Origin of the sequence: Amycolatopsis echigonensis (assembly GCF_002846615.1) — a bacterium.
Taxonomy (GTDB): Bacteria; Actinomycetota; Actinomycetes; order Mycobacteriales; family Pseudonocardiaceae; genus Amycolatopsis; species Amycolatopsis echigonensis.
The window spans coordinates 7651642-7672264 of sequence record NZ_PJMY01000003.1; the positions used below are offsets into that span (position 1 = coordinate 7651642).

Sequence of the window (20623 nt, forward strand, 5' to 3'; positions counted from 1 at the left end):
GGGCACCACGAATCAGTCGAGGGCAGCCAGGGCTACCTCCACGAGGGGTTCGAGGGCGCGGGCGTCCGGGGTGATCTTCGCGGAGACCAGCAGCCCGTTGAGGAAGGTGACCAGGAAGGCGGCCAGCGTAGGCGGATCGTGCCGCGCCGCGATCTCGCCGCGCTCCGCCGCGACGCACAGCACCTCGGCGATCGCTTCCTGGCTGGCGTCTTGCATGTCCCGCACCGTGCGCCGGGTCGCGGCGTCCCCCGGCAGGCGTTCGCAGACGGCGTTGACCGCCAGGCAGCCTCGGCCGTCGTCGGCCGCGGCGATCCGGACCCGCTCGACCAGGAGCGTCCGGATCGCCGAGCGGGCGTCGGCGCCGTTTTTCAGGCTCTCGAGCGCGGTCGCCGCGAGCGTCGCGCGGTAGTGCTCGAGCGCGGCGCGGTACAGGCCGTCCTTGTCGCCGAAGGCGGCATACAGCGAGCCCTGCCCGAGACCCAGGTGCTGGGTCAGATCGCGCACCGAGGTCGCCTCGTAGCCGCGCGACCAGAACAGTTCCATCGCACGGCTCACGGCCGCTTCGGTGTCGAACTCGCGGGTGCGGACCATGGCCGCCACCCTACGCCATTATGGATCGTTCGATAAAGAAAGGGAGCTGCAGCCATCCAGGCTGACGGGTCGGTGCTCGATCGGCACCGTCCCCGTTGGTACCGCTGACTTCCCGGGCGTCGTGGTCGTCGCGGGCAGGTGAGCGGCGACTACGCTGGACCGGTTCGCCCGCCTTCGCTGGAGAGACCTTGCCCGACCGCCGCACCCTGACCGCCGACTGCACGAGCTGTTTCGCGCTTTGCTGCGTGGCGCTCACCTTCACCAAGTCAGCCGACTTCGCCATCGACAAGCGGGCCGGCGACCCGTGCCCGAATCTGCGGCCCGATTACCGCTGCGGCATCCACGATCGGTTGCGCCCCAAGGGTTTCTCGGGCTGCACCGCGTACGACTGCTTCGGTGCCGGACAGCAAGTGTCGCAGGTGACCTTCGGTGGCCGGAGCTGGCGCGAGGCTCCGGAAACCCGCGACCGTATGTTCGCCGCGCTCCCGGTGATGCGGCACCTGCACGAACTGCTCTGGTATCTCACCGAGGCGCGCTCGCTCGCCGTGACCCACGAGATCCATGCGGATCTGGACGCCGAGATCGCCGACATCGAACAGGCGACTGCCGGAGACGCGGACGCAGTGCTGGCGATCGACGTCGACGCTCGTCGCGCCCAGGTCAACCCGTTGCTGGTGCGCACCAGCGAGCTGGTCCGTGCCGGGGCCGGGCGCAAGAAGGACCGTCGCGGTGCCGACCTGATCGGCGCGAAACTCGCCGGCGCGGACCTGCGCAGCACGAACCTCCGCGGCGCCTACCTGATCGCGGCGAACCTTCGAGGCGCGGACCTGCGCCGCGCTGACCTGATCGGCGCGGATCTGCGCGACGCCGACATCCGCGGCGCCGACTTCACCGACAGCATTTTCCTTACCCAGTCCCAGGTGAACGCCGCCCGCGGCGACGCGGAGACCAAGCTGCCTCCTCGGCTGGCCCGCCCCGAACAGTGGTAGTCAGCGCGGCCGGGTGGACCCCACTACGACCCCGCCGAGCCGGGCGATCCAGCTGCCGCACACACAGCGCACGTACTCGGTCCGACTGCTCGCCGACGCGGGAACGACGGCGGAGGCAGGCAGTTCGGCCAGAGGCCAGCCACAGCGGGGGCAACGGTTTTCTTCCATGACCGCCATCGTGGAGTAATGGTTCAGTGCAGTTCAACCCTTACTGATTTCTGCACAGCGGAGCGTCGCGGAGACCCGCCCGGGAGTCGAACCCGGAAGCCCACGGCTTTGCGGGCCGTGCCACGACCGTCGTGAAACGGGCCAGTCGCGCGCCGTGGTGCCGATCCACGTTGGCGGGGCTTATGAGGCTCCGCTGGTTGCCGAACCGCGCGCGGGTGCTGCTGACGCAGCGGGACCGTCCGATGAGGACGGAAGTCAGGTCGTGCTGAGTTCGTCCGGGGGTCTGCCTCTCGCATAGCAGCGCGACACGAGTCGCTGGCCAGTTGTTCGACCAGCGATGATCGAGCTGCCCGGCGGCAGCTGACGACGATCGTGCCCCCGGCAGGAGTCGAACCTGCGTTCCCGGCTTCGGAGGCCGGCGTCGTGTCCGCTGGACCACGGGGGCGGAGTGGGCCGCCAGGGACTCGAACCCTGAACCCGCCGGGTAAAAGCCGGCTGCTCTGCGCGATTGAGCTAACGGCCCGCGTCAGTGCGGGATGGTGCTGCCCGTCGAGGGTTCGAACCTCGGTTTCCGCGTCCGGAGCGCGACGTCCTGCCAGGTGGACGAACGAGCATCGGCCTCGGATTCGGACCTGGGCCAGCGGATCCAAAATCCGCGCTGCTGCCGGTTACCCCAACCGGGAACGCGAGACGGGAAGTCGGATGCCCGCGGGTCGAACGCGGTGTCTCCTGGTCCCGAACCAGGCGGGGTCGCCAATGCCCCTCGCATCCGGACAAGGCGCCGGCGCCCCCTCGGCGCCGGGCCCCGTACCCCTGCCAGGACTCGAACCTGGCACCTCCGCATTCGTAGTGCGGCGCTCTTTCCCGCTGAGCTACAGGGGTGTGCGTCCGGCTCCCCGACGGCGCCGGACCGCGAACGGCCGGAGGGCATCGAACCCTCTTCTTCGGTTTGGAAGACCGACGTGTCCGCCGAGTTCACCACGACCGCAGGACGCGCCCTGACCAGGGCGCAGTGGTGAAGGAGGGAGTCGAACCCTCACTGCCCTCGAACGGGCTCCCGGTTTACCGCCGGGTGGGACCGCCGCCGTCCCGTCTCCACCGTGCGGGTCCGGCGGCGCGTGGCTGCCGGACCCCGCGCTCGTCCTGGCCGCGGGTGAGGCGACGGGGACGAGTCTCGGAAATGTCTTTTTGCTCCGCTGTGCAGTTGTCAAAGAACCGCGCTCATCGCGAAAATGGGCAGCAGGGAAATACCGTCGCGAAGAAAACGCGGCGGCGGGAATGAATTGCGTTCGGACGCCCTGACGAGAGAAGCCGCCCGGATCGGTTTCCCGACGGGCGGCTCCCTGTGCGCAACTGCTGCTGCGTCAGGTCAGGGAGCGGATACCGCCCGGGAGACCGCCTTTTCGGCCCATGCGGCACTGGTAGGCAAGCGAACGCCGGGCAGCGCGGAGGGCGGCCGGATACCGGCCTCGCATCTCCCGCTTCCGCATGTTCGTCATGACCGCTCCTTCATCCGCTGTAGTGCATTCATCTTCACCTACGGCGAAGCGATGCGTCAATCTTATTTTCCGGAGAACTGTTTTCGGCCGGGCTTTCGCCGGAAGACGGATCGTGTTGTAATGGTCGAGTGCACTTCAATCCTTACGGTGGCGCGGGCGCGCAAGTAGCCGCCGACCTGGCGACCCTTGCCCAGCGCGACGACGTCACGGCCGCCGAGGTGCGGGCCGTGGGGCAAGCGCACGACATGGTGCTGCCGCGCATCGCTGCGGACGAGGCGGCGCGGATCCTGGCGTGGGGGCGGCGGCTGCACCGGGTGTTCGTCGCGGAAACGACGGCGGAGCGGGTCGATCTCGTCAACGAGCTGCTCGCCGTTGCCGCGTGCCGGCCGAACATCGCCAGCCACGACGGGAAAGCGCCGCATCTGCACTACTCCAGCGAAGGCGCGGACGTAGTCGAGCGGTTCCACGCCTACACCGCCGGCGGGCTCGCGCATCTGGTGTGCGAGGAGCCGCACCGTCTCGGCGTCTGTGCGCGCGAGGGGTGCGGCGTCGCGTTCGTGGACACGTCGCGCAACGGACGGCGGCGGTTCTGTTCCACTCGCTGCGGCACGCGGGTCAATGTCGCCGACCATCGCGCGCGGCAGCTCGCGGGCTAGGCCGTCAGTCGAGAGCTTTGACGGCTTCGGCGAACGACTCCAGCTCCGGATACTTCGGGGCGATCGTGTCGCCGGAGGATTCGCCGCGCAGGCGCCGGCCGATCCACGGCAGCGCGTGTTCCCGTCCCCAGCGGAGGTTCGCCGTGCGCTGTTCCCGCGCGGACAGGCGGGGCCGCGGTCCCAGCGCGACGTGCGTGAGGCTGTGCTGCACGCCCAGCGCGTCGAGGACGGCGATGGCGATTTCGGTGTGCCCGGCGGCGTTGAGGTGCAGCCGGTCCGGGGACCACATTCGACGGTCGCGCAGCTGGCGCATCGACCACATGTCCACCAGCAGCGTCTCGTGCCGCGCCGCGATGCCGCGCACGTGCTCGTTGTAGATCGCGACCCGGCCGCGGATCTGCCGGAACAGCGCGTCTTCCACGCCGTCGACGCCGGTGAACAGCAGCACCTGCGCACCGGCCGCGCGGAACCGGGCCACGGCGCGCTCGTAGGAGTCGGCGAGGCTGTCGATGTCGACGCGCGGCCGCATCAGGTCGTTGCCGCCCGCGTAGAGCGTGACGAGGTCCGGCTTCATCGCCAATGCCGGTTCGACCTGTTCGTTCAGCACCTGGGGAAGGAGCTTCCCGCGCACCGCCAGATTGGCGTACCGGAACCCCGGCTCCCCGGCCGCGAGGACCTCGGCGACCCGGTCGGCCCAGCCGCGCACCCCGTTGCGCGCGGACGGATCGTCGTCCCCGACGCCTTCGGTGAACGAATCGCCAATACAGACTAAGCGGTTGGTCATTGCCTCAGTTTAGGCCCGGCTCCCCCGCGCTGGTCACGGCGCCCGGCCGCGGATGCTTCGCCGGTTCAGGGGCGGAGGCCGTCGAACAGGATCGCGATCGTGCGGTCCCGCAGTGCGCGATCGGAGCCGACGTGCTCGGCTGCCTTCGCGGTGCCGATGATCACCGGGATCAGCTCGGTCGTGGTGACGTCGCGCCGCACCGCGCCGCTGTCCTGGGCGCGGCGCAGCAGCACGCCGAGGGATTCGCGCAGCCGCTCCCCGATCACCGAACCCGTGCTGGGCACGCACACGCCGGCGGAGGTGAGCGCTTCGAAGTAGGCGTTTTTGGCGCTGGACATCTCGATCCAGCTGGTGAGGAAGGTGAAGAACGCGGCCCCGGCGTCCTCGGCGTTCTGCGCGACGACGGCGTCCGCCTCGTCGACGAACCGGTGCAGCCGCGCGTAGAGAACGGCTTCCAGCAACGCTTCTTTCGTGGGGAAGTGCCGGAACACCGTGCCGATGCCGACGCCGGCCTCGCGCGCGACCTCCTCGGTCGGCGCACCGGTGCCCTTGGCCGCGAACACCGTCTCGGCGGCATCGAGCACCTTCGCGCGGTTTCGCCGCGCGTCGGCGCGCAGCGGTTTGTCCTCCGTCACGGCTGCGATGGTAGTCGCGCGCCCTGGTCGCGCGGCGCCCGATCCAGGTCCGTGCGGCGTGCCGAAAGGGCGGAAACAACCCGTCCGGAGCAAGCGCCAGGAATCGTCAAACCTGGTCCGCTCGTCCACACTATAGTGTGACGACCGTCACGAGAGGTGCACGACCATGACTCTAGGCGACAACGAGGTCACCCAGTCAGTCCAAGCTTCCTCCGGCGACCGCCGGGTGCAGGTACGCCGGGCGGCTCTGGCCGGTTCGATCGGCACCACCATCGAGTGGTACGACTTCTTCCTTTACAACACCGCCGCGGCGTTGGTCTTTCCCCATCTGTTCTTCCCCGCGTCGTCCTCCTACGCCGGGGTCATGCAGTCGTTCGCCACCTACGCGGTCGGGTTCGCGGCCCGCCCGATCGGCGCGGCGATCTTCGGCCATTGGGGCGACCGGCTCGGGCGCAAGGCGACGCTGATCGTCACGCTCCTGCTGATGGGCTTGCCCTCGGCAGTGGTCGGCCTGCTGCCCGGTGCGGCGACCATCGGCGTCGCCGCACCGCTGATCCTCGTCCTGCTGCGCCTGGTGCAAGGCATCGCGATCGGCGGCGAGTGGAGCGGATCGGTGCTGCTGGCCATGGAATGGGGCGACCAGCGGCGGCGCGGCCTGCTGGCGAGTTTCGCGCAGGTCGGCGTCCCGGTCGGGCTCGTCCTCGGCACCGGCGGCATGACCTTGCTGTCCGCGACGCTGTCTCCGGACGCCTTTGCCTCGTGGGGCTGGCGAATCCCGTTCCTGCTGAGCCTGGTCCTGGTGGCGATCGGCCTCGTGATCCGGCTGCGGATCCTGGAAACTCCGATGTTCGCCGCCGCGGTGGCGGCCAAGCGCACCTCGAAAGCGCCGGTGAAAGACGTGGTCCGGCACCACTGGCGGGAGATCCTGCTGTCGGCCGGGTTGCGGTTCAGCGAGCAGATGCCGTTCTACCTGTTCACCAGCTACGTCCTGGTCTATGTCGTGCACCGGCCGGAATTCAGCAAGACGTTCGTGCTCAACGCGGTCCTCGTCGGGGCGGCCGCGGAACTGCTGCTGATTCCGCTGTTTTCCCAGCTGTCCGACCGGATCGGCCGCAAGCAGGTGTACCTGACCGGCGCGGTGCTGACCGGGATCATCGCGTTCCCGTACTTCACCGTGCTCACCCACAGCGGCCACGCGATGATCTTCCTCGCCGTCATCGTGTCGCTGGTCGCGCACTCGATGCAGTACGGCCCGCAGGCGGCGCTGATCGGCGAGAGTTTCCCGACGCATCTGCGCTACGGCGGCGCGGGCTTGGGATATCAACTGGCTTCGGTGTTCGCGGGCGGCCCCGCTCCCCTGCTGGCGACCTGGCTGCTGCACATCACCGGAACGCCGTACTCGATTTCGATCTACATCGTCGCCTCGGTCGTCGTGACCGTGCTGTGCGTGATCGCGCTGCCTGATCGCTCGAAAGCCAACATCGACGACGTCGGCGTATACGCCCGCTGACCGCACGAAAAAGGGGGCTGCCGCACCGAAAACCGGTGCGGCAGCCCCTGTCGGGAACGAATCAGCGCTGCGGCGGAGGCCCGCCCTGCGGCCCGCCGAACGGACCCTGCTGCGGGAACGGCCCGCTGCCCGGACCCTGCGGTCCGCCGAACTGCTGCGGCGGCGGCCCCTGGTACGGCCCGCCCTGCGGTCCGGCCGGAGGCTGCGGCTGCGGTAACGACTGCTGCTGCTGTGCGGGCGGCGGAGCGCTGGGCTGCGGCGGCTCCGGCGGCGCGGGCGGTTCCTCTTCCCGGACCGGCTCGGGGGCCTTCGGCTTGGCCGGGACCCCGCCGATCGCCCGCCGGGCGCCCTCGCTCGAAGCCCCCAGCGGGCCTTCGACCTCCTTGCGCGCCACGGCTTCCGCGGCCGCGACCGCTTCGGCGACCTTCGGGTCGCTGCTCGTGTCGAACCACCCGGCGACCTCTTCGTCGTCGAGGTCCGGCTTGGCCGGGGTGTCGTCCTTCGGCGGCTCGTACCGGAACACGCCGTCGTCGCCGGGAGCGCCCAGCGCGCGGGCGAAGCCTTCGAGGGCCTTGCCGTAGTCGCTCGGGATCATCCAGACCTTGTTCGCGTCGCCCTGCGCCATCTGCGGCAGCGTCTGCAGGTACTGGTAGGCGAGGACTTCCGGCGTCGGGCGGCCGGCCTTGATCGCCGCGAACACCTTCTCGATCGCCTTCGCCTGGCCCTGCGCCTGCAGGTAGCGGGCGGCTCGTTCACCCTGTGCGCGCAGGATCCGCGACTGCCGTTCCGCCTCCGCGGCGAGGATCGCGGCCTGCTTCTGGCCTTCGGCCGCGAGGATCTGGCTCTGCTTCTGGCCTTCCGCCGTCTTGATCGACGATTCCCGCTGGCCTTCGGCGGTGAGGATCATCGCGCGCTTCTCCCGGTCGGCGCGCATCTGCTTCTCCATCGAGTCCTGGATGGAGGCCGGCGGCTCGATCGCCTTCAGCTCGACGCGGGCGACGCGGATGCCCCAGCGGCCGGTCGCTTCGTCGAGCACGCCGCGCAGCTGGGTGTTGATCGAGTCGCGCGAGGTCAGCGTCTCCTCCAGGCTCATGCCGCCGACCACGTTGCGGAGCGTGGTGGTGGTGAGCTGCTCGACGCCGATGATGTAGTTCGAGATCTCGTAGACCGCCGCGCGCGAGTCGGTGACCTGGAAGTACACGACGGTGTCGATGTTCACCGTCAGGTTGTCCTCGGTGATCACCGGCTGCGGCGGGAACGAGACGACCTGCTCGCGCAGGTCGATCCGCGCGCGCACCTTGTCCAGGAACGGGACGAGGAAGGTCAGGCCGGGCGAAGCGACCGTGCGGAACCGGCCGAGCCGCTCGATCACCGCCGACTGGGCCTGTGGCACCACCATGATCGCCTTGACCACTGTGATGATGACGAACAGAGCCAGCAGTGCGACCACGACGATCGCTATTGTCGACAAGAGCGTTTCCCCTTACCTAGTACCGTTTTTCTCGGACGGCGCCTCACGCGACGATGTCCACCACGGCCGTGGCGCCGGAGATCTCGACGACCGTGACGCTGGTGCCCGGGGCGATCGGCGGCTGCGATTCGTGCACGGCGCGCGCCGACCACACCTCGCCGCCGATTTTCACCTGGCCGGCATCGTAGTCCACAGTGGACACCACGACGGCCCGGGCTCCGACCAGCGCGTCGATGCCCGTGGGGATGGCCGAACCGGACAGGAAACGGCGCTTGAGCGCCGGACGCGCCAGCGCGAGCAGCCCGACCGAGCTGAGCGCGAACACGGCGACGTCGATGTAGATGTTGCCGGTGAGCGCTTCCGAGCCGGCTCCGAGCAGCGCGCCGATGCCGAGCATGATCAGCACGAAGTCCCCGGAGATCACCTCCGCGATCATCAGGACGATGCCGATGATCAGCCAGATCAGAGCCGCTGCCATGCCTTCATGCTCTCAGATCGCGTCGTTTCGCACCGGGCAAGCTACCCGACGTGACCGACGCGTGACCTTGGATCTTCCCGGCATATCGGGCATCACGGAGCGTCGTCGCCCGGTTCGGTCACGAAGTCGATGAGCCGCTCGACCGCGCCGATCAGCGGCGTTTCGAGATCGCGGAAGCTGCGCACCCCGGCGAGCACGCGCTGCCACCCCTCGTACGGTTCGCCCCAGCCGAGCGCGTCGCAGACGCCGGTCTTCCATTCGATGCCGCGCGGGATCTCCGGCCAGGCGCGGATGCCGACCGACGCGGGTTTCACCGCCTGCCAGACGTCGATGTACGGGTGGCCGGTGACCAGCACCTGCTCGTCGCGGATCTGCCCGACCAGCCGGGATTCCTTGCTGCCCGCCACGAGGTGGTCGACGAGGACGCCGAGCCTGCGGCCCGGGCCGGTGCCGAACTCGGCGATCCGGTCGGCCAGGACGTCGACGCCGTCGAGCGGTTCCACGACGACGCCTTCGACGCGCAGGTCGTGTCCCCAGACGCGTTCGACCAGTTCGGCGTCGTGCTTGCCCTCGACCCAGATCCGGGAGTCGCGCGCGACGCGGGCCTGCAGGCCCTGCACGCGGACCGAACCGGACGCCGACACCTGCCGCGCGGGGGCGGCGGCCTTCTTCGCCGGCACGAGCGTGACCGGCTTGCCTTCCAGCAGGAACGCGGCGGGCGCGAGCGGGAACACCCGGTGGCGGCCCTTGGCGTCCTCGAGGACGACGTTGCCGTACTCGATTTTCACCACCGCGCCGCAATAGCCGCTGGCCGGGTCTTCGACCACGAGCCCTGGTTCGGCGGGGACCTCCGGCACCTTCCGCTTGCGGGGCCCGGACAGCACGTCGTGATAGCGCACGGTCGGGCACGTTATCGGCGTGGCGGCGGGCCGTCCCGCCGCCACGCCGGGGACGGGCGGACCGGCGCGGCCGGTTCTCCGGCTTGCCCTGGAGCGCGCTCCAGGTCCTAGCGTCGGCGGCGTTCGCCAGCCGTCGAGGTGCCGCCTGGTCCGCCGGGCAGAAGGAGTATCCGCGCATGATCACTCGAACCGCGCTCGGCTCGTCCGGTCTCACCGTCAGCGCCATGGGCCTGGGGTGCATGGGGATGAGCGAGAGCTACGGCGCCGCCGACTGGGACGGCGGCATGGCGACCATCGACCGGGCCCTGGAGCTGGGCGCCACGTTCCTGGACACCGCCGACGCCTACGGTGCCGGGCACAACGAGGTGTTGGTGGGCCGGGCCGTCCACGGCCGCCGGGACCAGGTGCAGCTGGCCACGAAGTTCGGCCTCGACCGCAGCGCCGGCGACGGGGCACGCCGCATCCGGGGCGCCCGGAACTACGTGCTCCGGTCCTGCGACGCGTCGTTGCTGCGGCTGGGCGTCGAGGTGATCGACTTGTACTACGCCCACCGCCCGCCCCAGGACGTGGAGATCGAGGAGACCGTCGGGGCGATGGCCGAACTGGTCGAGGCGGGCAAGGTCCGTCATCTGGGTTTGTCTGAGGTCGACGGCGAGCTGTTGCGCCGGGCGCACGCGGTGCACCCGATCGCCGCGGTGCAGAGCGAGTACTCGCTGTGGACCCGCGACGTCGAGGCGGTCACCCCGGTGATGGCCGAACTGGGGGTCGGGCTGGTGCCGTATTCGCCGCTGGGGCGGGGGTTCCTGACCGGCGCGCTGGACCGCTCCGCGCTGGGCGAGAAGGACTTCCGGCGCAGCAACCCCCGCTTCGCCGGAGAGGCGGGCGAGGCCAACGAGAAGATCGCGCGGACCGTGCGCGAGGTGGCCGACCGGCTGGGCGCGACCCCGGCCCAGATAGCACTGGCCTGGGTGTACGCCCAGGCCGAGCGGCTCGGGGTGGCAGTGGCGGCGATTCCGGGCACCCGCAGCCCGGTCCGGCTGGAACAGAACGCGGCCGCGCTGGATCTCGTCCTTGACGCCGAGGCGCTGGCCGCGCTGGAGCCGCTGAGCGACCAGGTCATGGGCGAGCGCTACCTTCCCGCGCACACCGCGGAGGTCGCTCGAGGTTAGCCACGGGCTCGGCGTCCCCGTTCCGTGGCGCTCCCGACTGCGATCTTCGGGCTTGGCGCCGTTTTTCGTTCCCGCGTCTGGTCCTGGCCGGGTCAGCGCGCCAGACGCAGCACCGCGTCGGTGAACGGCGTCGGGCCGCCGCGGCCGAGCGGGCCCATCGCGACCAGCGGGGCGAGCGCGACGCACCATGCGCGCACGCGGTCGCCGTCCAGGTGCGGCAGTTGGGCGATCCCGTCCTCGACCGTTCCGCCGTGGGCCATCGGCAGCACGGCCCAGTCGACCGCGTCGAAGGCCGGGTCGCCGACGCACGGGCGCGGGTCGATCGCGACCGCGCCGCGTTCCGGTCCGGCGTCGAGGACGTTGCCCGGGTGCAGGTCGCCGTGCACGAGGGCGATCGGGCCGCTGGCCGCTAATTTCTCGGACCGGGCGAGGCCGGTGCGCAGGGCTTCCAGCGGCAGATGCGCTTCGGCCGGGGATCCGGCGAGCCGTTGCTCGGCGAGGCCGAACATGAACCGGACGCGTTCGAGCTGGGTCGGGAACGGCCCGGCGGCGGGGACGCCGTGCACGTCGGCGAGCAGTTCGCCGATCTGGTCCCAGGGAACGTCGCTGCCGCGTCCGGTGAACGTGTCCCCGGGCTCGAGTCCTTCGAGCAGCACGGCGCCGTGGTCGAGGTCGGCGTCGAGGATCTGCACGACGCGCGACAGTCCGGCCCACGAGCCGAGCGCGGTGGCCTCCGCGGTCGCGATCGCGCGGTCCGGGCAGAGCTTGAGCACCTTCAGCACGCCCTCGCGGTCGCGGCAGAGCAGGGTGCGGCCGGTGTTGCCGGGCCGGGCCTCGGAGACGGTGAGGCCCCACTGGCGGCAGAGCCGGTCGACGAGCGCGGGCAGCGCGTCGCACCATGCTTCGGCCGCGGAGCCGAAGCGGTTGACGAGGCGGGCGCGGGCGGCGCTGTCGATGAGGTCGTTGTCCATGACGCCCGCCATCAGAACAGCGGCCAGGGGATCGCGCGCCAGTCGTCGCCGGGCTCGGGGAACACCGCCTCGGCGAGCAGGTAGTCGGTGCGCTGCGAGAGCGCCCGGATCTCGAAGGCGGTCAGGTGTTCGCCGAGTTCCGCGCCGAGGCGGCCGTCGAGGTCCGCGCGGAGCTTCCGCAGCTTCTCGACGGCGTCCTCGGGCAGCTCCTCGCCGATCCAGCCCCACAGCACGGTGCGCAGCTTCGGGTCGGTGTGCAGGCAGATGCCGTGGTCCACGCCGTAGACGCGGCCGTCCGTGCCCGCGAGCAGGTGGCCGCCCTTGCGGTCGGTGTTGTTGACGACGATGTCGAGGACCGCGAGTTCGCGCAGGTCCGGGTGGTCGGCGTGGACGAGCACCGCCGGTTCGCCGAGCCGGTCGTGCGCGTGCAGGACGGTGCGCCAGCCCTCGGGGACCTCGTCGGGCGCGCAGACGTCGACCACTTCGGCTTCCTCGTCGGTCTCGACCCACAGCTGGACCATGCCGGGCCCGAACGGGCCGTCGCGCAGCACGGTCGGCGGGATCATGCCGAGGCCGCAGGCGTCGGAGATCATCGCGGTGGCCACCTCGCGGCCGGCGAGGGTGCCGTCCGGGAAGTCCCACAGCGGCCGCTCCCCCGACACCGGCTTGTACACGACGCGGCCGGTGACGCCGTCGAGTTCGATCGCGCAGAACAGCGTCACGTTCGAGGCGTCGACCAGCCTGCCCTCGACGTCGATGCGGCCGCGGGAGACGAAATCGCGGGCGGCCGGGTCGGCTGGCCCTGGCGCGGTGTTCGCCACGGCCGCCCTCAGTCCTCGGTCACGTCGACGTCGCGCCGGTACCCGTTCTGCCGCGGGCAGATGTGCCCGGCCGGGTCGAGCGGTTCGCCGCACAGCGGGCACGGCTTGCGGCCGGCGTTCACGACGCGGTCGGCGCGTTCGGCGAAGGCGCGGGCGGCGACCGGGGTGAGGAACACGCGGACCGCGTCCGGGCCCTCCTCGGTGTCGTCGAGCACGACGGTCTCGTCGATTTCGCCCTCGGTGATCGCGAGCAGTTCCACGACGACCGCGCCGGAGTCGGCGTCCCAGCCGAGCCCCATCGTGCCGACCCGGAACTCCTCCTCGACGGGCACCGAGAGCGGGTCCACGTCGACCTCGTCGTCGGGGGCGTGGGCGGGCACGTCGGCCCCGAACCGGCTGGCGACCTCCTCCAGGAGCGACCCCAGCCGCTCCGCGAGGACGACGACCTGCTGTTTTTCGATCGTGACGCTGATCGTCCGCACGTCCTCCGTCGCCTGGAGGTAGAAGGTGCGGTCGCCGGGCTCGCCGACCGTGCCGGCCACGAACCGGTCGGGCTTGCGGAAGACGTGGATTACGCGTGACATAGCATCTTCGACCCTAGGCCACGGCCGCATGATCGGCATCCGCCGCCCCGGGTTCAGGGGAGTTCGCGCGCGAATCCTGCGCGGTGCGTGCGGATCCGGACACGCAGCGGATCCTCGTTAGGCTTTCCGGGTGCCTCGCATCTCTCCTCATGGAACCTGGACCTCTCCCGTCACAGCGGCCGACGCCGCGGCTGCCGGCGGCGGCGCGCAATGGCTCGCGGCGGTCGACGGCGCGCTCTGGTGGGCGGAGGCGCGGCCGGCCGAAGGCGGCCGCGTCGCGCTCGTGCGCGCGCTTCCCGGCGGCGGCGCCGAGGACGTGCTGCCCGCGCCGTGGAACGTCCGGAACCGGGTGCACGAGTACGGCGGGCGGCCCTGGATCGCGGTCGACGGCGTCGTGGTGTTCACGCATTGGGCAGACCAGCGGGTGTACGCGCTGAAGAACGGCGAGGTCGCCGCGCTGACGCCGGAACCGGCCACGCCGCAAGGCGTCCGGTACGGCGACCTCCGGCCCGGACGCGAGGGCGAGGTGTGGGCGGTCCGCGAGCGCAGCACCGGGCCGCGGCGGACGGACATCTCCCGCGAGCTGGTCGCGATCCCGCTGAACGGTTCCGCCGAACGGGTGCTGGCCGAGGGACACCGGTTCTTCACCGCGCCGCAGCTGTCGCCGGACGGCGCGCACGCCGCGTGGCTCGCGTGGGACCACCCGGCGATGCCGTGGGACGGGACCGAGCTGTTCGTCGCGCCGGTGGCGGCCGACGGTTCGTTCGGCGAGGCACGTGTGCTGGCGGGCGGGCCGGAGGTCGCGGTGTGCCAGGTCGCGTGGGAGACCGCGGACCGGCTGCTCGTGCTCGCCGACCCGGACGGCTGGTGGAACCTGCACCGGATCGGGCTCGACGGTTCGGCGGTCAATCTCGCACCGGTCGAACGGGAACTGGGCGGGCCGATGTGGAAGCTCGGCACCAGCTGGTTCGCCCCGCTGGGCAGCGGGAAGCACGCGGTCCTCGACTCGGGCAAGCTGGCGATCCTCGACGAGAGCGACGGGTCGGTCACACGCGTCGAGACTGAGCTGACCGTGTGGTCGTCGAGCGGGCTGGTCGCGACGCCGGACGGGATCGCCGGGATCGCGGGCGGGCCCCGGCACGAGAGCGCGGTCGTGGTGCTGGACCCGGACACCGGGAAGTGGCGCGCCCTCACCCCTCAGCCCGCCTCGCTGCCGCCCGCGGAGTACCTGCCGGTGCCGCAGGAGCGCGTGTTCACCGGACCGGACGGCGCGGAAATCCCCGCGTACGTGTTCCCGCCGACGAACCCGGACTTCGTCGCACCGGAAGGCGAACTGCCGCCGTATGTGGTGCACGTCCACGGCGGGCCGACCGGGCACAGCGACGAATCGCTCGACCTGGACTTCGCGTACTTCACCAGCCGCGGCATCGGCGTCGTCGCGGTCAACTACGGCGGTTCGACTGGATACGGGAGGGCGTTCCGCGAGCGGCTGCGTGAGCAGTGGGGCGTGGTGGACGTGCGTGACTGTGCCGCGGTCGCCGAAGCGCTTGTCGCGGAAGGAATCGCCGACCGGGCCCGGCTGGGCATCCGGGGCGGCAGCGCGGGCGGGTTCACTTCGGCCGCGTCGATCACGATGACCCGGACTTACGCGGCGGCGACGGTGAAGTTCCCGATCCTCGACTTCACCGGCTGGACCGGCGAGGGCGGCGAAACGCACGACTTCGAGTCGCAGTACCTGGTCAGCATGGTCGGCCCGTATCCAGAGGCCGCGGAGCGGTACCGGGAGCGCTCGCCGATGACGCACGTGGGCTCGCTGGCCGGTCCGGTGCTGTTCCTGCAGGGCCTCGAGGACGAGATCTGCCCGCCGGAGCAGGCGGACCGGTTCGTCTCCGAGATCGACGGCAGCGGGATCCCGCACGCGTACCTGCGCTTCGAAGGCGAGCAACACGGGTTCCGGAAGGCGGAGACCATCGTCGCCGCGCTGGAGGCGGAGCTTTCCTTCTACGGCCAGGTGTTCGGCTTCGAGACGCCGGACGTGCCGCGGCTGGAGCTGTCCCGATGAGGCCCGCGAGACTCTCCGCCGGGGACACGGTCGCGCTCGTCGCGCCGTCCGGGCCGGTGCCGCAGGATCTGCTGGACACCGCGTTGCCGGTGCTGCGCGAGTGGGGCGTGAAGGTGCGGATCGGCGCGGGAGTGCGGGCTTCGGGTCCGTCCTACCTGTCCCAGCCGGACAAGGCGCGCGCCGCGGAGTTCACCGAGGCGTGGCTGGACCCGGAAGTCCGGTGCGTGCTCGCAGCGCGCGGCGGCTACGGCGCGCAGCGGATGATCGATCTGCTGGACTGGACCGCGTTGCGCGCTGCCGGTCCGAAGGTGCTGGCCGGGTCGAGCGATGTGACCGCCCTGCACCGGGCCGTGCACACGCATCTGGACCTCGCGACGCTGCTGTCGCCGATGCCGGCGAGCGTGCTGTTCGACGAAGCCGCGGCGGAGCACCTGCGGCGGACGTTGTTCGAGCCGGACCACACGCGGGTGCTGCGCGCCCGGGAGCCGGACGTGGTGGCGCCCGGACGAGCGCTGGGCGTGCTGGTGGGCGGGAATCTGTCGCTGCTCGCGTCCGGTGTCGGCACCGCTGAGCAGGGGTCCGCGCGCGGCGGGATCGTGCTGCTGGAGGACGTGACCGAGAGCGCGTACCGGATCGACCGGATGGTGACGCAACTGCTGCGTTCGGGCTGGTTCGACGGCGTGCGCGGGATCGTGCTGGGTTCGTGGGCCGCGTGCGGCGACCCGGCGGAGGTCCGCGAGCTCCTGGCGGAACGGTTGTCGCCGCTCGGTGTTCCGGTGCTGAGCGGGTTCGGCTTCGGGCACGTCGCCGGGTCGCCGACGCTGCCGCTCGGGGTTTCGGCCTCGCTCGACACCGAACTGGGCACGCTGACCCTCGACTCCCCCGTGCTGGCCTGATCCCGCATGCGACTGTCCACTGTGGAAACCCGAGCTCGGTTCGCGGCGGCCCGGGTGGCCCGGCTGGCCACAGTGGACAGTCGAGGAGTCCCGCACCTGGTGCCGGTGACGTTCGCGGTGCGCGACGACACGGTCGTCTTCGCGGTCGACCACAAACCGAAGACCACGACGTCGCTGCGGCGGCTGGCGAATATCGCGGAGAACCCGGCGGTGTCGTTCCTGGTCGACGAGTACGACGAAGACTGGTCGCGGCTGTGGTGGGCCCGCGCGGACGGGGTGGCACGGGTGGTCGCGGATGCCTCGCGGGACCGGTATGTCGGATGGCTGACGGCGAAGTACCCGCAGTACGCGGAGCGACCGCCGGAGCATGCGGTGGTGGTGACCGAGGTGCGGACCTGGCGAGGCTGGGCGGGTTCGTAACGCAGAGCCGGGGACCTGCTCGTGCGGCAGCTGGCGGCCGAGTGTGAAGGCTACCTCGATCGCCGACCAGGCGCTGAGCTGCGGTGAGGCGGCGCGTGCTCGCCTCCGTCGCGGCGTTCGATCGGGACTGACGCGGCGAAACGGTGATGCTGAGGTGCGGATCTTGCGGGATTCGTAACGCTGGACCGGAGTCTGGCGATCTTTCTCCCGAAATGGGGAGGATCATGCGTTTTTCGCTTGTGGTGACCGGTCTTGTCCTGCTGGTCGCGGGGTGTGCGGCCGAGACTCCGGCGGCTGCTCCGGCGCCGAGTTCCGCGCCGCCGTCGAGTTCGCCGTCGCCGCTGTCCTCGGCACCGGAGGCTCCGGTCGCGAAGGATCTCACCAAGTATTTGCCCAGCGAGGATCAGCTCGAGTCGGCCGGCGCGCGGCGTCAGCAGGATCGCCTGCCGTATGTCGTCGGCCCGAACACGCCCTTGCACCTCGTGCGGGCGTGCGGCGCCGACCAGCCTTGGGATGCCGCCGCGCAGAGCGGCGCGCAGGCGATCTCGGTGACGGATCAGGTCGAGGTCCGGCAGGTGCTTGCCGAGTACCGGGGTTACTCCGGCGAGCAGGTCGTCACCGGTCTCGGCCAGGCGCTCGGCTGCGGGAAAGCCGTGATCGAGGACGAGGAACTCGCCGTCAAGACGCGGTTTTCGGTCCCCGGCGTCGCCGATCCGCAGCTCGGGTTCTGCGGCCAGTTCCGGTCGGTCCGGGTGGCCGCTTGCGTGCTGGTGCTCGCTCACGGCTACCGCGCCCTCGCCGTCACCTCCAGCGGCTGGCGGGCGAACGCGGCGGAACAGCAGGCCGAGCTGAAGCGGCTCGCTCCGACATTCGCCACCGCGTTCGACAAGGACTGACGGCGGCGAAACGGCGGTACGTGGCCCGCGGCGTGCCCGGCGGGTACCAGATCCGGGACAACCGTTCCCGTCGCTGGTGGGGCGATCACTTCCAGCTCTGCCCGGACGACCTGGTCGCCGCGCTCAACAGCGGCGCGGACCACGCGACCGTCACCGCGCTGATCAACCGATACCGGGCGCTCAAGCGTTGATCACTCCGCAATGCGCGGGATTGGAATGGGGAGAATCATGCGTATCGCGCTGGTGGCGATCGGTCTTGTCCTGCTGGTCGCGGGGTGTGCGGCCGAGACTCCGGCGGCTGCTCCGGCGCCGAGTTCCGCGCCGCCGTCGAGTTCGCCGTCGCCGTCGCCGGTCGCGAAGGACCTCACGAAGTATCTGCCGAGCCAAGACGAGCTGACGAAAGCCGGTCTCACCGCGGGGCGGGACCGCTGCCGTACGTTGTCGGCCCGAACACGCCGTTGTACATCGTGCGGGCGTGCGGGACCAACCAGCCTTGGGACTCTGCCGCGCGGAACGGCGCACAGGCGTATTCCACGACCGACACGCTGTGGATCCGGCAACGGCTCGCCGAGTACGAGGGTTACACCGGCCAGCAGGTCGTCGCCGGGCTTGACAAGGCGCTCGCCTGCGGAAAAACGGTGTCCGCGGACCACAACCTCGCCTTCGTGACCCGCTTCTCCAAGCACGGGAAGGGGTTGCCCGAGAACTCCGAGCTGACGGTGAAGACCCGGTTCTCGGTCCCCGGCACCACCGACCCGCAACTCGGGTTCTGCGGGCAGTTCGCGGAGGCCCGCACGACCGGCTGTGTCCTGGTCCTCGCCCGGGGCAACCACGTTCTCGCGGTCGCGACCACCGACTACCAAGCGGGCCAGGTGAGCATGGCGGCGCAACAGGCCGAGCTGACGCGGCTCGCTCCGACCTTCATCGCCGCGTTCGACCAGGACTGAAAGCGCGGAGAGCTCAGCGGGTCTGCGCGAGATCCCCGAAGTACCCGGTCCGCCACAGGATCCGGGTGCGGACTTCGGGGATGCGCCACCCGTCCGCGGTCAGGCGCAGGTCCGCGGTGACGACGCCGCCCGCGGTGAACGCGCGGTCTTCCATCCGCACGGTGACCGGGCGGTCTTTCCACAGGTGGATCGCGACGAGGTTCGCCCGCACCGCCGCGGTGGCGCCGTCCAGGTCGACGTCGTGGCCGGTGAGCAGGTGCTGGCTTGCTTCGAAGCGGGCGAAGCTGCGGGCGTGGCTGGCCGCGATGTCGGCCGGTCCGCAGGTCTCGGCTCCGTTCGGGCGCACGATCTTCCCGTCTGGCGCGAAGACCCGCCGGAACCGCGGGGCGTCGAACTGCTGCTCGTCGACGGCGCGGTAGTAGCTGTTGAAGGTGCGGACGATCCGGGCCGTGGCGAGCAAAGCGTCGAGGTCGTGCTGATCCGTTTCCTGCACCGGCTTCTCCCCTCGGGGTTCGCTCGGTTCATCGTCGTGCGCGCGGGCGGCGTGACAGCACGCTGCACACGGCGGGGTATCCCAATCAGGGGCAGGCGGTGGGTTCGGCGGCGCGCCAGGATGGCCGGGTGAGCAACGGAAGCAACGAACTCGGCGGCTTCCTGCGAAGCCGTCGCGAGCGGTTGACGCCAGAGGCCGCGGGCATCGCGCCCGGCGGGACCCGGCGGGCGGTTCACGGGCTGCGCCGGGAGGAATTGGCCGAACTGGCCGGGGTCAGCGTCAGCTACTACACGCGGCTCGAGCAGGGCGCCAGCAGCAGCGCCTCGGACGCGGTGATCGACGCGCTGGCCGCGGCCTTGCGGCTGGATCCGGTCGAGCACGAGCACTTGCGGAATCTCGCCGCGCCTCGGCGGGCGGCTCGTCCGCGGTCCCGAAGGACCAAGTTGCGGCCCGCGGTGCGGGATTTGCTCGCGGCGATGTCCGCGATGCCCGGGGTGGTGATCGACCACCGAGCCGATGTCCTGGCGTGGAACCGGCTCGGGCACGCGCTGCTGGCCGGGCACGTCGCGTTCGAGGCCCCGGAGGAGCGGATCCGTCCGAACATCGCGCGGATGCTGTTCCTCGATCCGCATCATCGCGGGCTGTACCGGGATTGGGCGGACAAGGCGTCGGTCACTGTCGCGGCGCTGCATCAGGCGGTCGCGCGGCATCGGGATGACCCGGTGCTGGAGCAGCTCGTCGGCCGGCTGGCGGTGGAGAGCCCGGAATTCGCGCGGATGTGGGCGAAGCGTCCGGTCCGGACCTGTTCGTACTACGTGCGCGAGCTTGATCATCCAGTGGTCGGACGTCTGACGCTCGCGAACGAGACGGTCACGCTCCCTGACGACGATCAGCAGCTCGGGTTGTTCTACGCGCTGCCCGGCACTCCGGGCGCCGACGCGCTCGCCTTGCTTACCCGCAGCTGTGCGGAAACCCTGGCGAAGGAGAACATGCGATGAGAATTCTCGTGGTCGGCGGTGCCGGGACGATCGGACGGCGGCTGGTGCCGGAGCTGCGGTCGCGCGGTCATGACGTGATCATGGCCGGGCGGACGTCCGGCCAGCTGCGCGTCGATCTGGCTGAGCCGGAGACGATCGCGGCGATGTACCGCGAGGCCGGAGCGGTGGACGCGGTCGTGAGTGTCGCCGCGCACGGCGCGCTGGACGAGTTCGCGAAGCTGACGTCGGCGCAGCTGCACGAGAACATGCGCGCCAAGTTCTACGGGCAGGTCGAACTGGTCCTTCAGGGACAGCATTACGCGGCGGACGGCGCGTCGTTCACGCTGACGTCCGGGATTTTCGCCGACGAGGCCTGGCCGCACGTCACCGGCGGCGGGGTGATCAGCGGCGCGCTGCACAGTTTCGTCCTGTCGGCGGCGATCGAGCTGCCGCGCAGGATGCGGGTCAACGTGGTCAGCCCGACGCTGGTCGGCGATTCGGAGGCCGAGTTCGGCGATCATTTCCCGGGGATGCGCCCGGTCCCGATGGACGAATTGGTGCAGCAGTACCTGAACTGCGTCGAAAGCGACATCACGGGGACGGTCGTCCGAGCCTACGCTTGACCGCGTTCGGAAAGACTCTTACCTTTGAGCACCAGACATCGGATGTACTGCGCCGCCGGCCGATGTGCCCCTTTCGTTCCTGTT

22 protein-coding genes and 6 tRNA genes are annotated in these 20623 nt (G+C 70.7%); 12 read left to right on the plus strand and 16 right to left on the minus strand.

From position 1 onward, the window contains the following. Nucleotides 1–12 precede the first annotated feature (12 nt). Complete coding sequence (locus ATK30_RS41120; RefSeq protein WP_101440081.1) at nt 13–591, minus strand: TetR/AcrR family transcriptional regulator; 579 nt, start codon at nt 589–591, stop codon at nt 13–15. 188 nt (nt 592–779) lie between these two features. Between ATK30_RS41120 and ATK30_RS41125 the strand changes: the two genes are divergently transcribed. Further along, nucleotides 780–1580: a pentapeptide repeat-containing protein gene (locus tag ATK30_RS41125; RefSeq protein ID WP_101440082.1), complete on the plus strand. Its 801-nt coding sequence runs from the start codon at nt 780–782 to the stop codon at nt 1578–1580. Between the two features lie 541 nt (nt 1581–2121). Here ATK30_RS41125 and ATK30_RS41130 read toward each other — a convergent pair. The 6 genes from ATK30_RS41130 to ATK30_RS45235 all read right to left on the minus strand — a co-directional run bounded on the left by ATK30_RS41130 (nt 2122) and on the right by ATK30_RS45235 (nt 2848). Next, nucleotides 2122–2193: transfer RNA gene (locus ATK30_RS41130), tRNA-Arg, on the minus strand. Between the two features lie 4 nt (nt 2194–2197). Continuing rightward, nucleotides 2198–2271: transfer RNA gene (locus tag ATK30_RS41135), tRNA-Lys, on the minus strand. 19 nt (nt 2272–2290) lie between these two features. Then, nucleotides 2291–2362: transfer RNA gene (locus ATK30_RS41140), tRNA-Arg, on the minus strand. Nucleotides 2363–2556: 194 nt separating this feature from the next. After that, a tRNA-Arg gene (locus tag ATK30_RS41145) sits at nt 2557–2630 on the minus strand. A gap of 33 nt (nt 2631–2663) precedes the next feature. Beyond that, a tRNA-Gly gene (locus tag ATK30_RS41150) sits at nt 2664–2736 on the minus strand. Nucleotides 2737–2761: 25 nt separating this feature from the next. Beyond that, nucleotides 2762–2848, minus strand: a tRNA-Tyr gene (locus ATK30_RS45235). A gap of 527 nt (nt 2849–3375) precedes the next feature. Here ATK30_RS45235 and ATK30_RS41155 point away from each other — a divergent pair. Beyond that, nucleotides 3376–3903: a CGNR zinc finger domain-containing protein gene (locus tag ATK30_RS41155; RefSeq protein ID WP_101440083.1), complete on the plus strand. Its 528-nt coding sequence runs from the start codon at nt 3376–3378 to the stop codon at nt 3901–3903. 4 nt (nt 3904–3907) lie between these two features. Here the strand turns inward: ATK30_RS41155 and ATK30_RS41160 are convergent, their stop codons facing one another. Then, nucleotides 3908–4687: an SGNH/GDSL hydrolase family protein gene (locus ATK30_RS41160; protein WP_101440084.1), complete on the minus strand. Its 780-nt coding sequence runs from the start codon at nt 4685–4687 to the stop codon at nt 3908–3910. 65 nt (nt 4688–4752) lie between these two features. Further along, nucleotides 4753–5322 (minus strand): TetR/AcrR family transcriptional regulator, encoded by a 570-nt coding sequence (locus ATK30_RS41165; RefSeq protein WP_101440085.1) that lies wholly within the window; start codon nt 5320–5322, stop codon nt 4753–4755. Nucleotides 5323–5488: 166 nt separating this feature from the next. On the opposite strand from ATK30_RS41165, the gene ATK30_RS41170 reads away from it, so the two are divergent. Next, entirely contained in the window at nt 5489–6832 is a 1344-nt protein-coding gene (locus tag ATK30_RS41170) for an MFS transporter (protein ID WP_101440086.1), read from the plus strand. 61 nt (nt 6833–6893) lie between these two features. On the opposite strand, the gene ATK30_RS41175 is transcribed toward ATK30_RS41170, so the two are convergent. From ATK30_RS41175 to ATK30_RS41185, 3 genes are all read right to left on the minus strand, one after another. Beyond that, nucleotides 6894–8231 (minus strand): SPFH domain-containing protein, encoded by a 1338-nt coding sequence (locus tag ATK30_RS41175; RefSeq protein ID WP_246369125.1) that lies wholly within the window; start codon nt 8229–8231, stop codon nt 6894–6896. A gap of 115 nt (nt 8232–8346) precedes the next feature. Then, nucleotides 8347–8781 (minus strand): NfeD family protein, encoded by a 435-nt coding sequence (locus tag ATK30_RS41180; protein WP_101440087.1) that lies wholly within the window; start codon nt 8779–8781, stop codon nt 8347–8349. A gap of 92 nt (nt 8782–8873) precedes the next feature. Next, complete coding sequence (locus ATK30_RS41185; protein ID WP_101440088.1) at nt 8874–9680, minus strand: DUF3097 domain-containing protein; 807 nt, start codon at nt 9678–9680, stop codon at nt 8874–8876. 176 nt (nt 9681–9856) lie between these two features. Between ATK30_RS41185 and ATK30_RS41190 the strand changes: the two genes are divergently transcribed. Further along, complete coding sequence (locus tag ATK30_RS41190; protein ID WP_101440089.1) at nt 9857–10849, plus strand: aldo/keto reductase; 993 nt, start codon at nt 9857–9859, stop codon at nt 10847–10849. Between the two features lie 92 nt (nt 10850–10941). On the opposite strand, the gene ATK30_RS41195 is transcribed toward ATK30_RS41190, so the two are convergent. From ATK30_RS41195 to ATK30_RS41205, 3 genes are read right to left on the minus strand one after another with little or no spacing between them, the layout of a single operon-like run. Beyond that, a complete protein-coding gene (locus tag ATK30_RS41195) occupies nt 10942–11820 on the minus strand; it encodes a phosphotransferase (RefSeq protein ID WP_101441342.1) in 879 nt (292 codons plus the stop codon). Between the two features lie 11 nt (nt 11821–11831). Continuing rightward, nucleotides 11832–12641 carry an SCO1664 family protein gene (locus tag ATK30_RS41200; protein WP_101440090.1) on the minus strand — a complete coding sequence of 270 codons (810 nt, stop codon included), beginning with the start codon at nt 12639–12641 and terminating at the stop codon, nt 11832–11834. An 8-nt stretch (nt 12642–12649) separates the two neighbouring features. After that, the gene (locus tag ATK30_RS41205) at nt 12650–13225 is read right to left on the minus strand and encodes a DUF3090 domain-containing protein (RefSeq protein WP_101440091.1); all 576 of its coding nucleotides are present in this window, start codon (nt 13223–13225) and stop codon (nt 12650–12652) included. 130 nt (nt 13226–13355) lie between these two features. On the opposite strand from ATK30_RS41205, the gene ATK30_RS41210 reads away from it, so the two are divergent. The 6 genes from ATK30_RS41210 to ATK30_RS41230 all read left to right on the plus strand — a co-directional run bounded on the left by ATK30_RS41210 (nt 13356) and on the right by ATK30_RS41230 (nt 18446). Next, nucleotides 13356–15287, plus strand: coding sequence for a S9 family peptidase (locus ATK30_RS41210; RefSeq protein WP_101440092.1), 1932 nt, complete (start codon nt 13356–13358; stop codon nt 15285–15287). Then, on the plus strand, nt 15284–16183 hold the full coding sequence (locus ATK30_RS41215) for a S66 peptidase family protein (protein ID WP_101440093.1): 900 nt from the start codon (nt 15284–15286) through the stop codon (nt 16181–16183). The genes ATK30_RS41210 and ATK30_RS41215 overlap by 4 nt, the downstream gene beginning before the upstream one ends. A 6-nt stretch (nt 16184–16189) precedes the next feature. Continuing rightward, nucleotides 16190–16603, plus strand: coding sequence for a TIGR03668 family PPOX class F420-dependent oxidoreductase (locus tag ATK30_RS41220; protein ID WP_101440094.1), 414 nt, complete (start codon nt 16190–16192; stop codon nt 16601–16603). 224 nt (nt 16604–16827) lie between these two features. After that, nucleotides 16828–17499 carry a hypothetical protein gene (locus ATK30_RS41225; RefSeq protein ID WP_143271485.1) on the plus strand — a complete coding sequence of 224 codons (672 nt, stop codon included), beginning with the start codon at nt 16828–16830 and terminating at the stop codon, nt 17497–17499. A gap of 20 nt (nt 17500–17519) precedes the next feature. Further along, entirely contained in the window at nt 17520–17690 is a 171-nt protein-coding gene (locus ATK30_RS45480) for a hypothetical protein (RefSeq protein ID WP_208637561.1), read from the plus strand. A 267-nt stretch (nt 17691–17957) separates the two neighbouring features. Next, nucleotides 17958–18446: a hypothetical protein gene (locus tag ATK30_RS41230; protein WP_101440096.1), complete on the plus strand. Its 489-nt coding sequence runs from the start codon at nt 17958–17960 to the stop codon at nt 18444–18446. Nucleotides 18447–18459: 13 nt separating this feature from the next. Here the strand turns inward: ATK30_RS41230 and ATK30_RS41235 are convergent, their stop codons facing one another. After that, nucleotides 18460–18939: a nuclear transport factor 2 family protein gene (locus ATK30_RS41235; protein WP_158242576.1), complete on the minus strand. Its 480-nt coding sequence runs from the start codon at nt 18937–18939 to the stop codon at nt 18460–18462. A 128-nt stretch (nt 18940–19067) separates the two neighbouring features. On the opposite strand from ATK30_RS41235, the gene ATK30_RS41240 reads away from it, so the two are divergent. Both ATK30_RS41240 and ATK30_RS41245 read left to right on the plus strand, forming a co-directional pair. Next, nucleotides 19068–19937, plus strand: a complete 870-nt coding sequence (locus ATK30_RS41240) for a helix-turn-helix transcriptional regulator (protein WP_101440098.1) — start codon at nt 19068–19070, stop codon at nt 19935–19937. Then, nucleotides 19934–20539: a short chain dehydrogenase gene (locus ATK30_RS41245; RefSeq protein ID WP_101440099.1), complete on the plus strand. Its 606-nt coding sequence runs from the start codon at nt 19934–19936 to the stop codon at nt 20537–20539. The genes ATK30_RS41240 and ATK30_RS41245 overlap by 4 nt, the downstream gene beginning before the upstream one ends. The last annotated feature ends 84 nt before the right edge of the window (nt 20540–20623 follow it).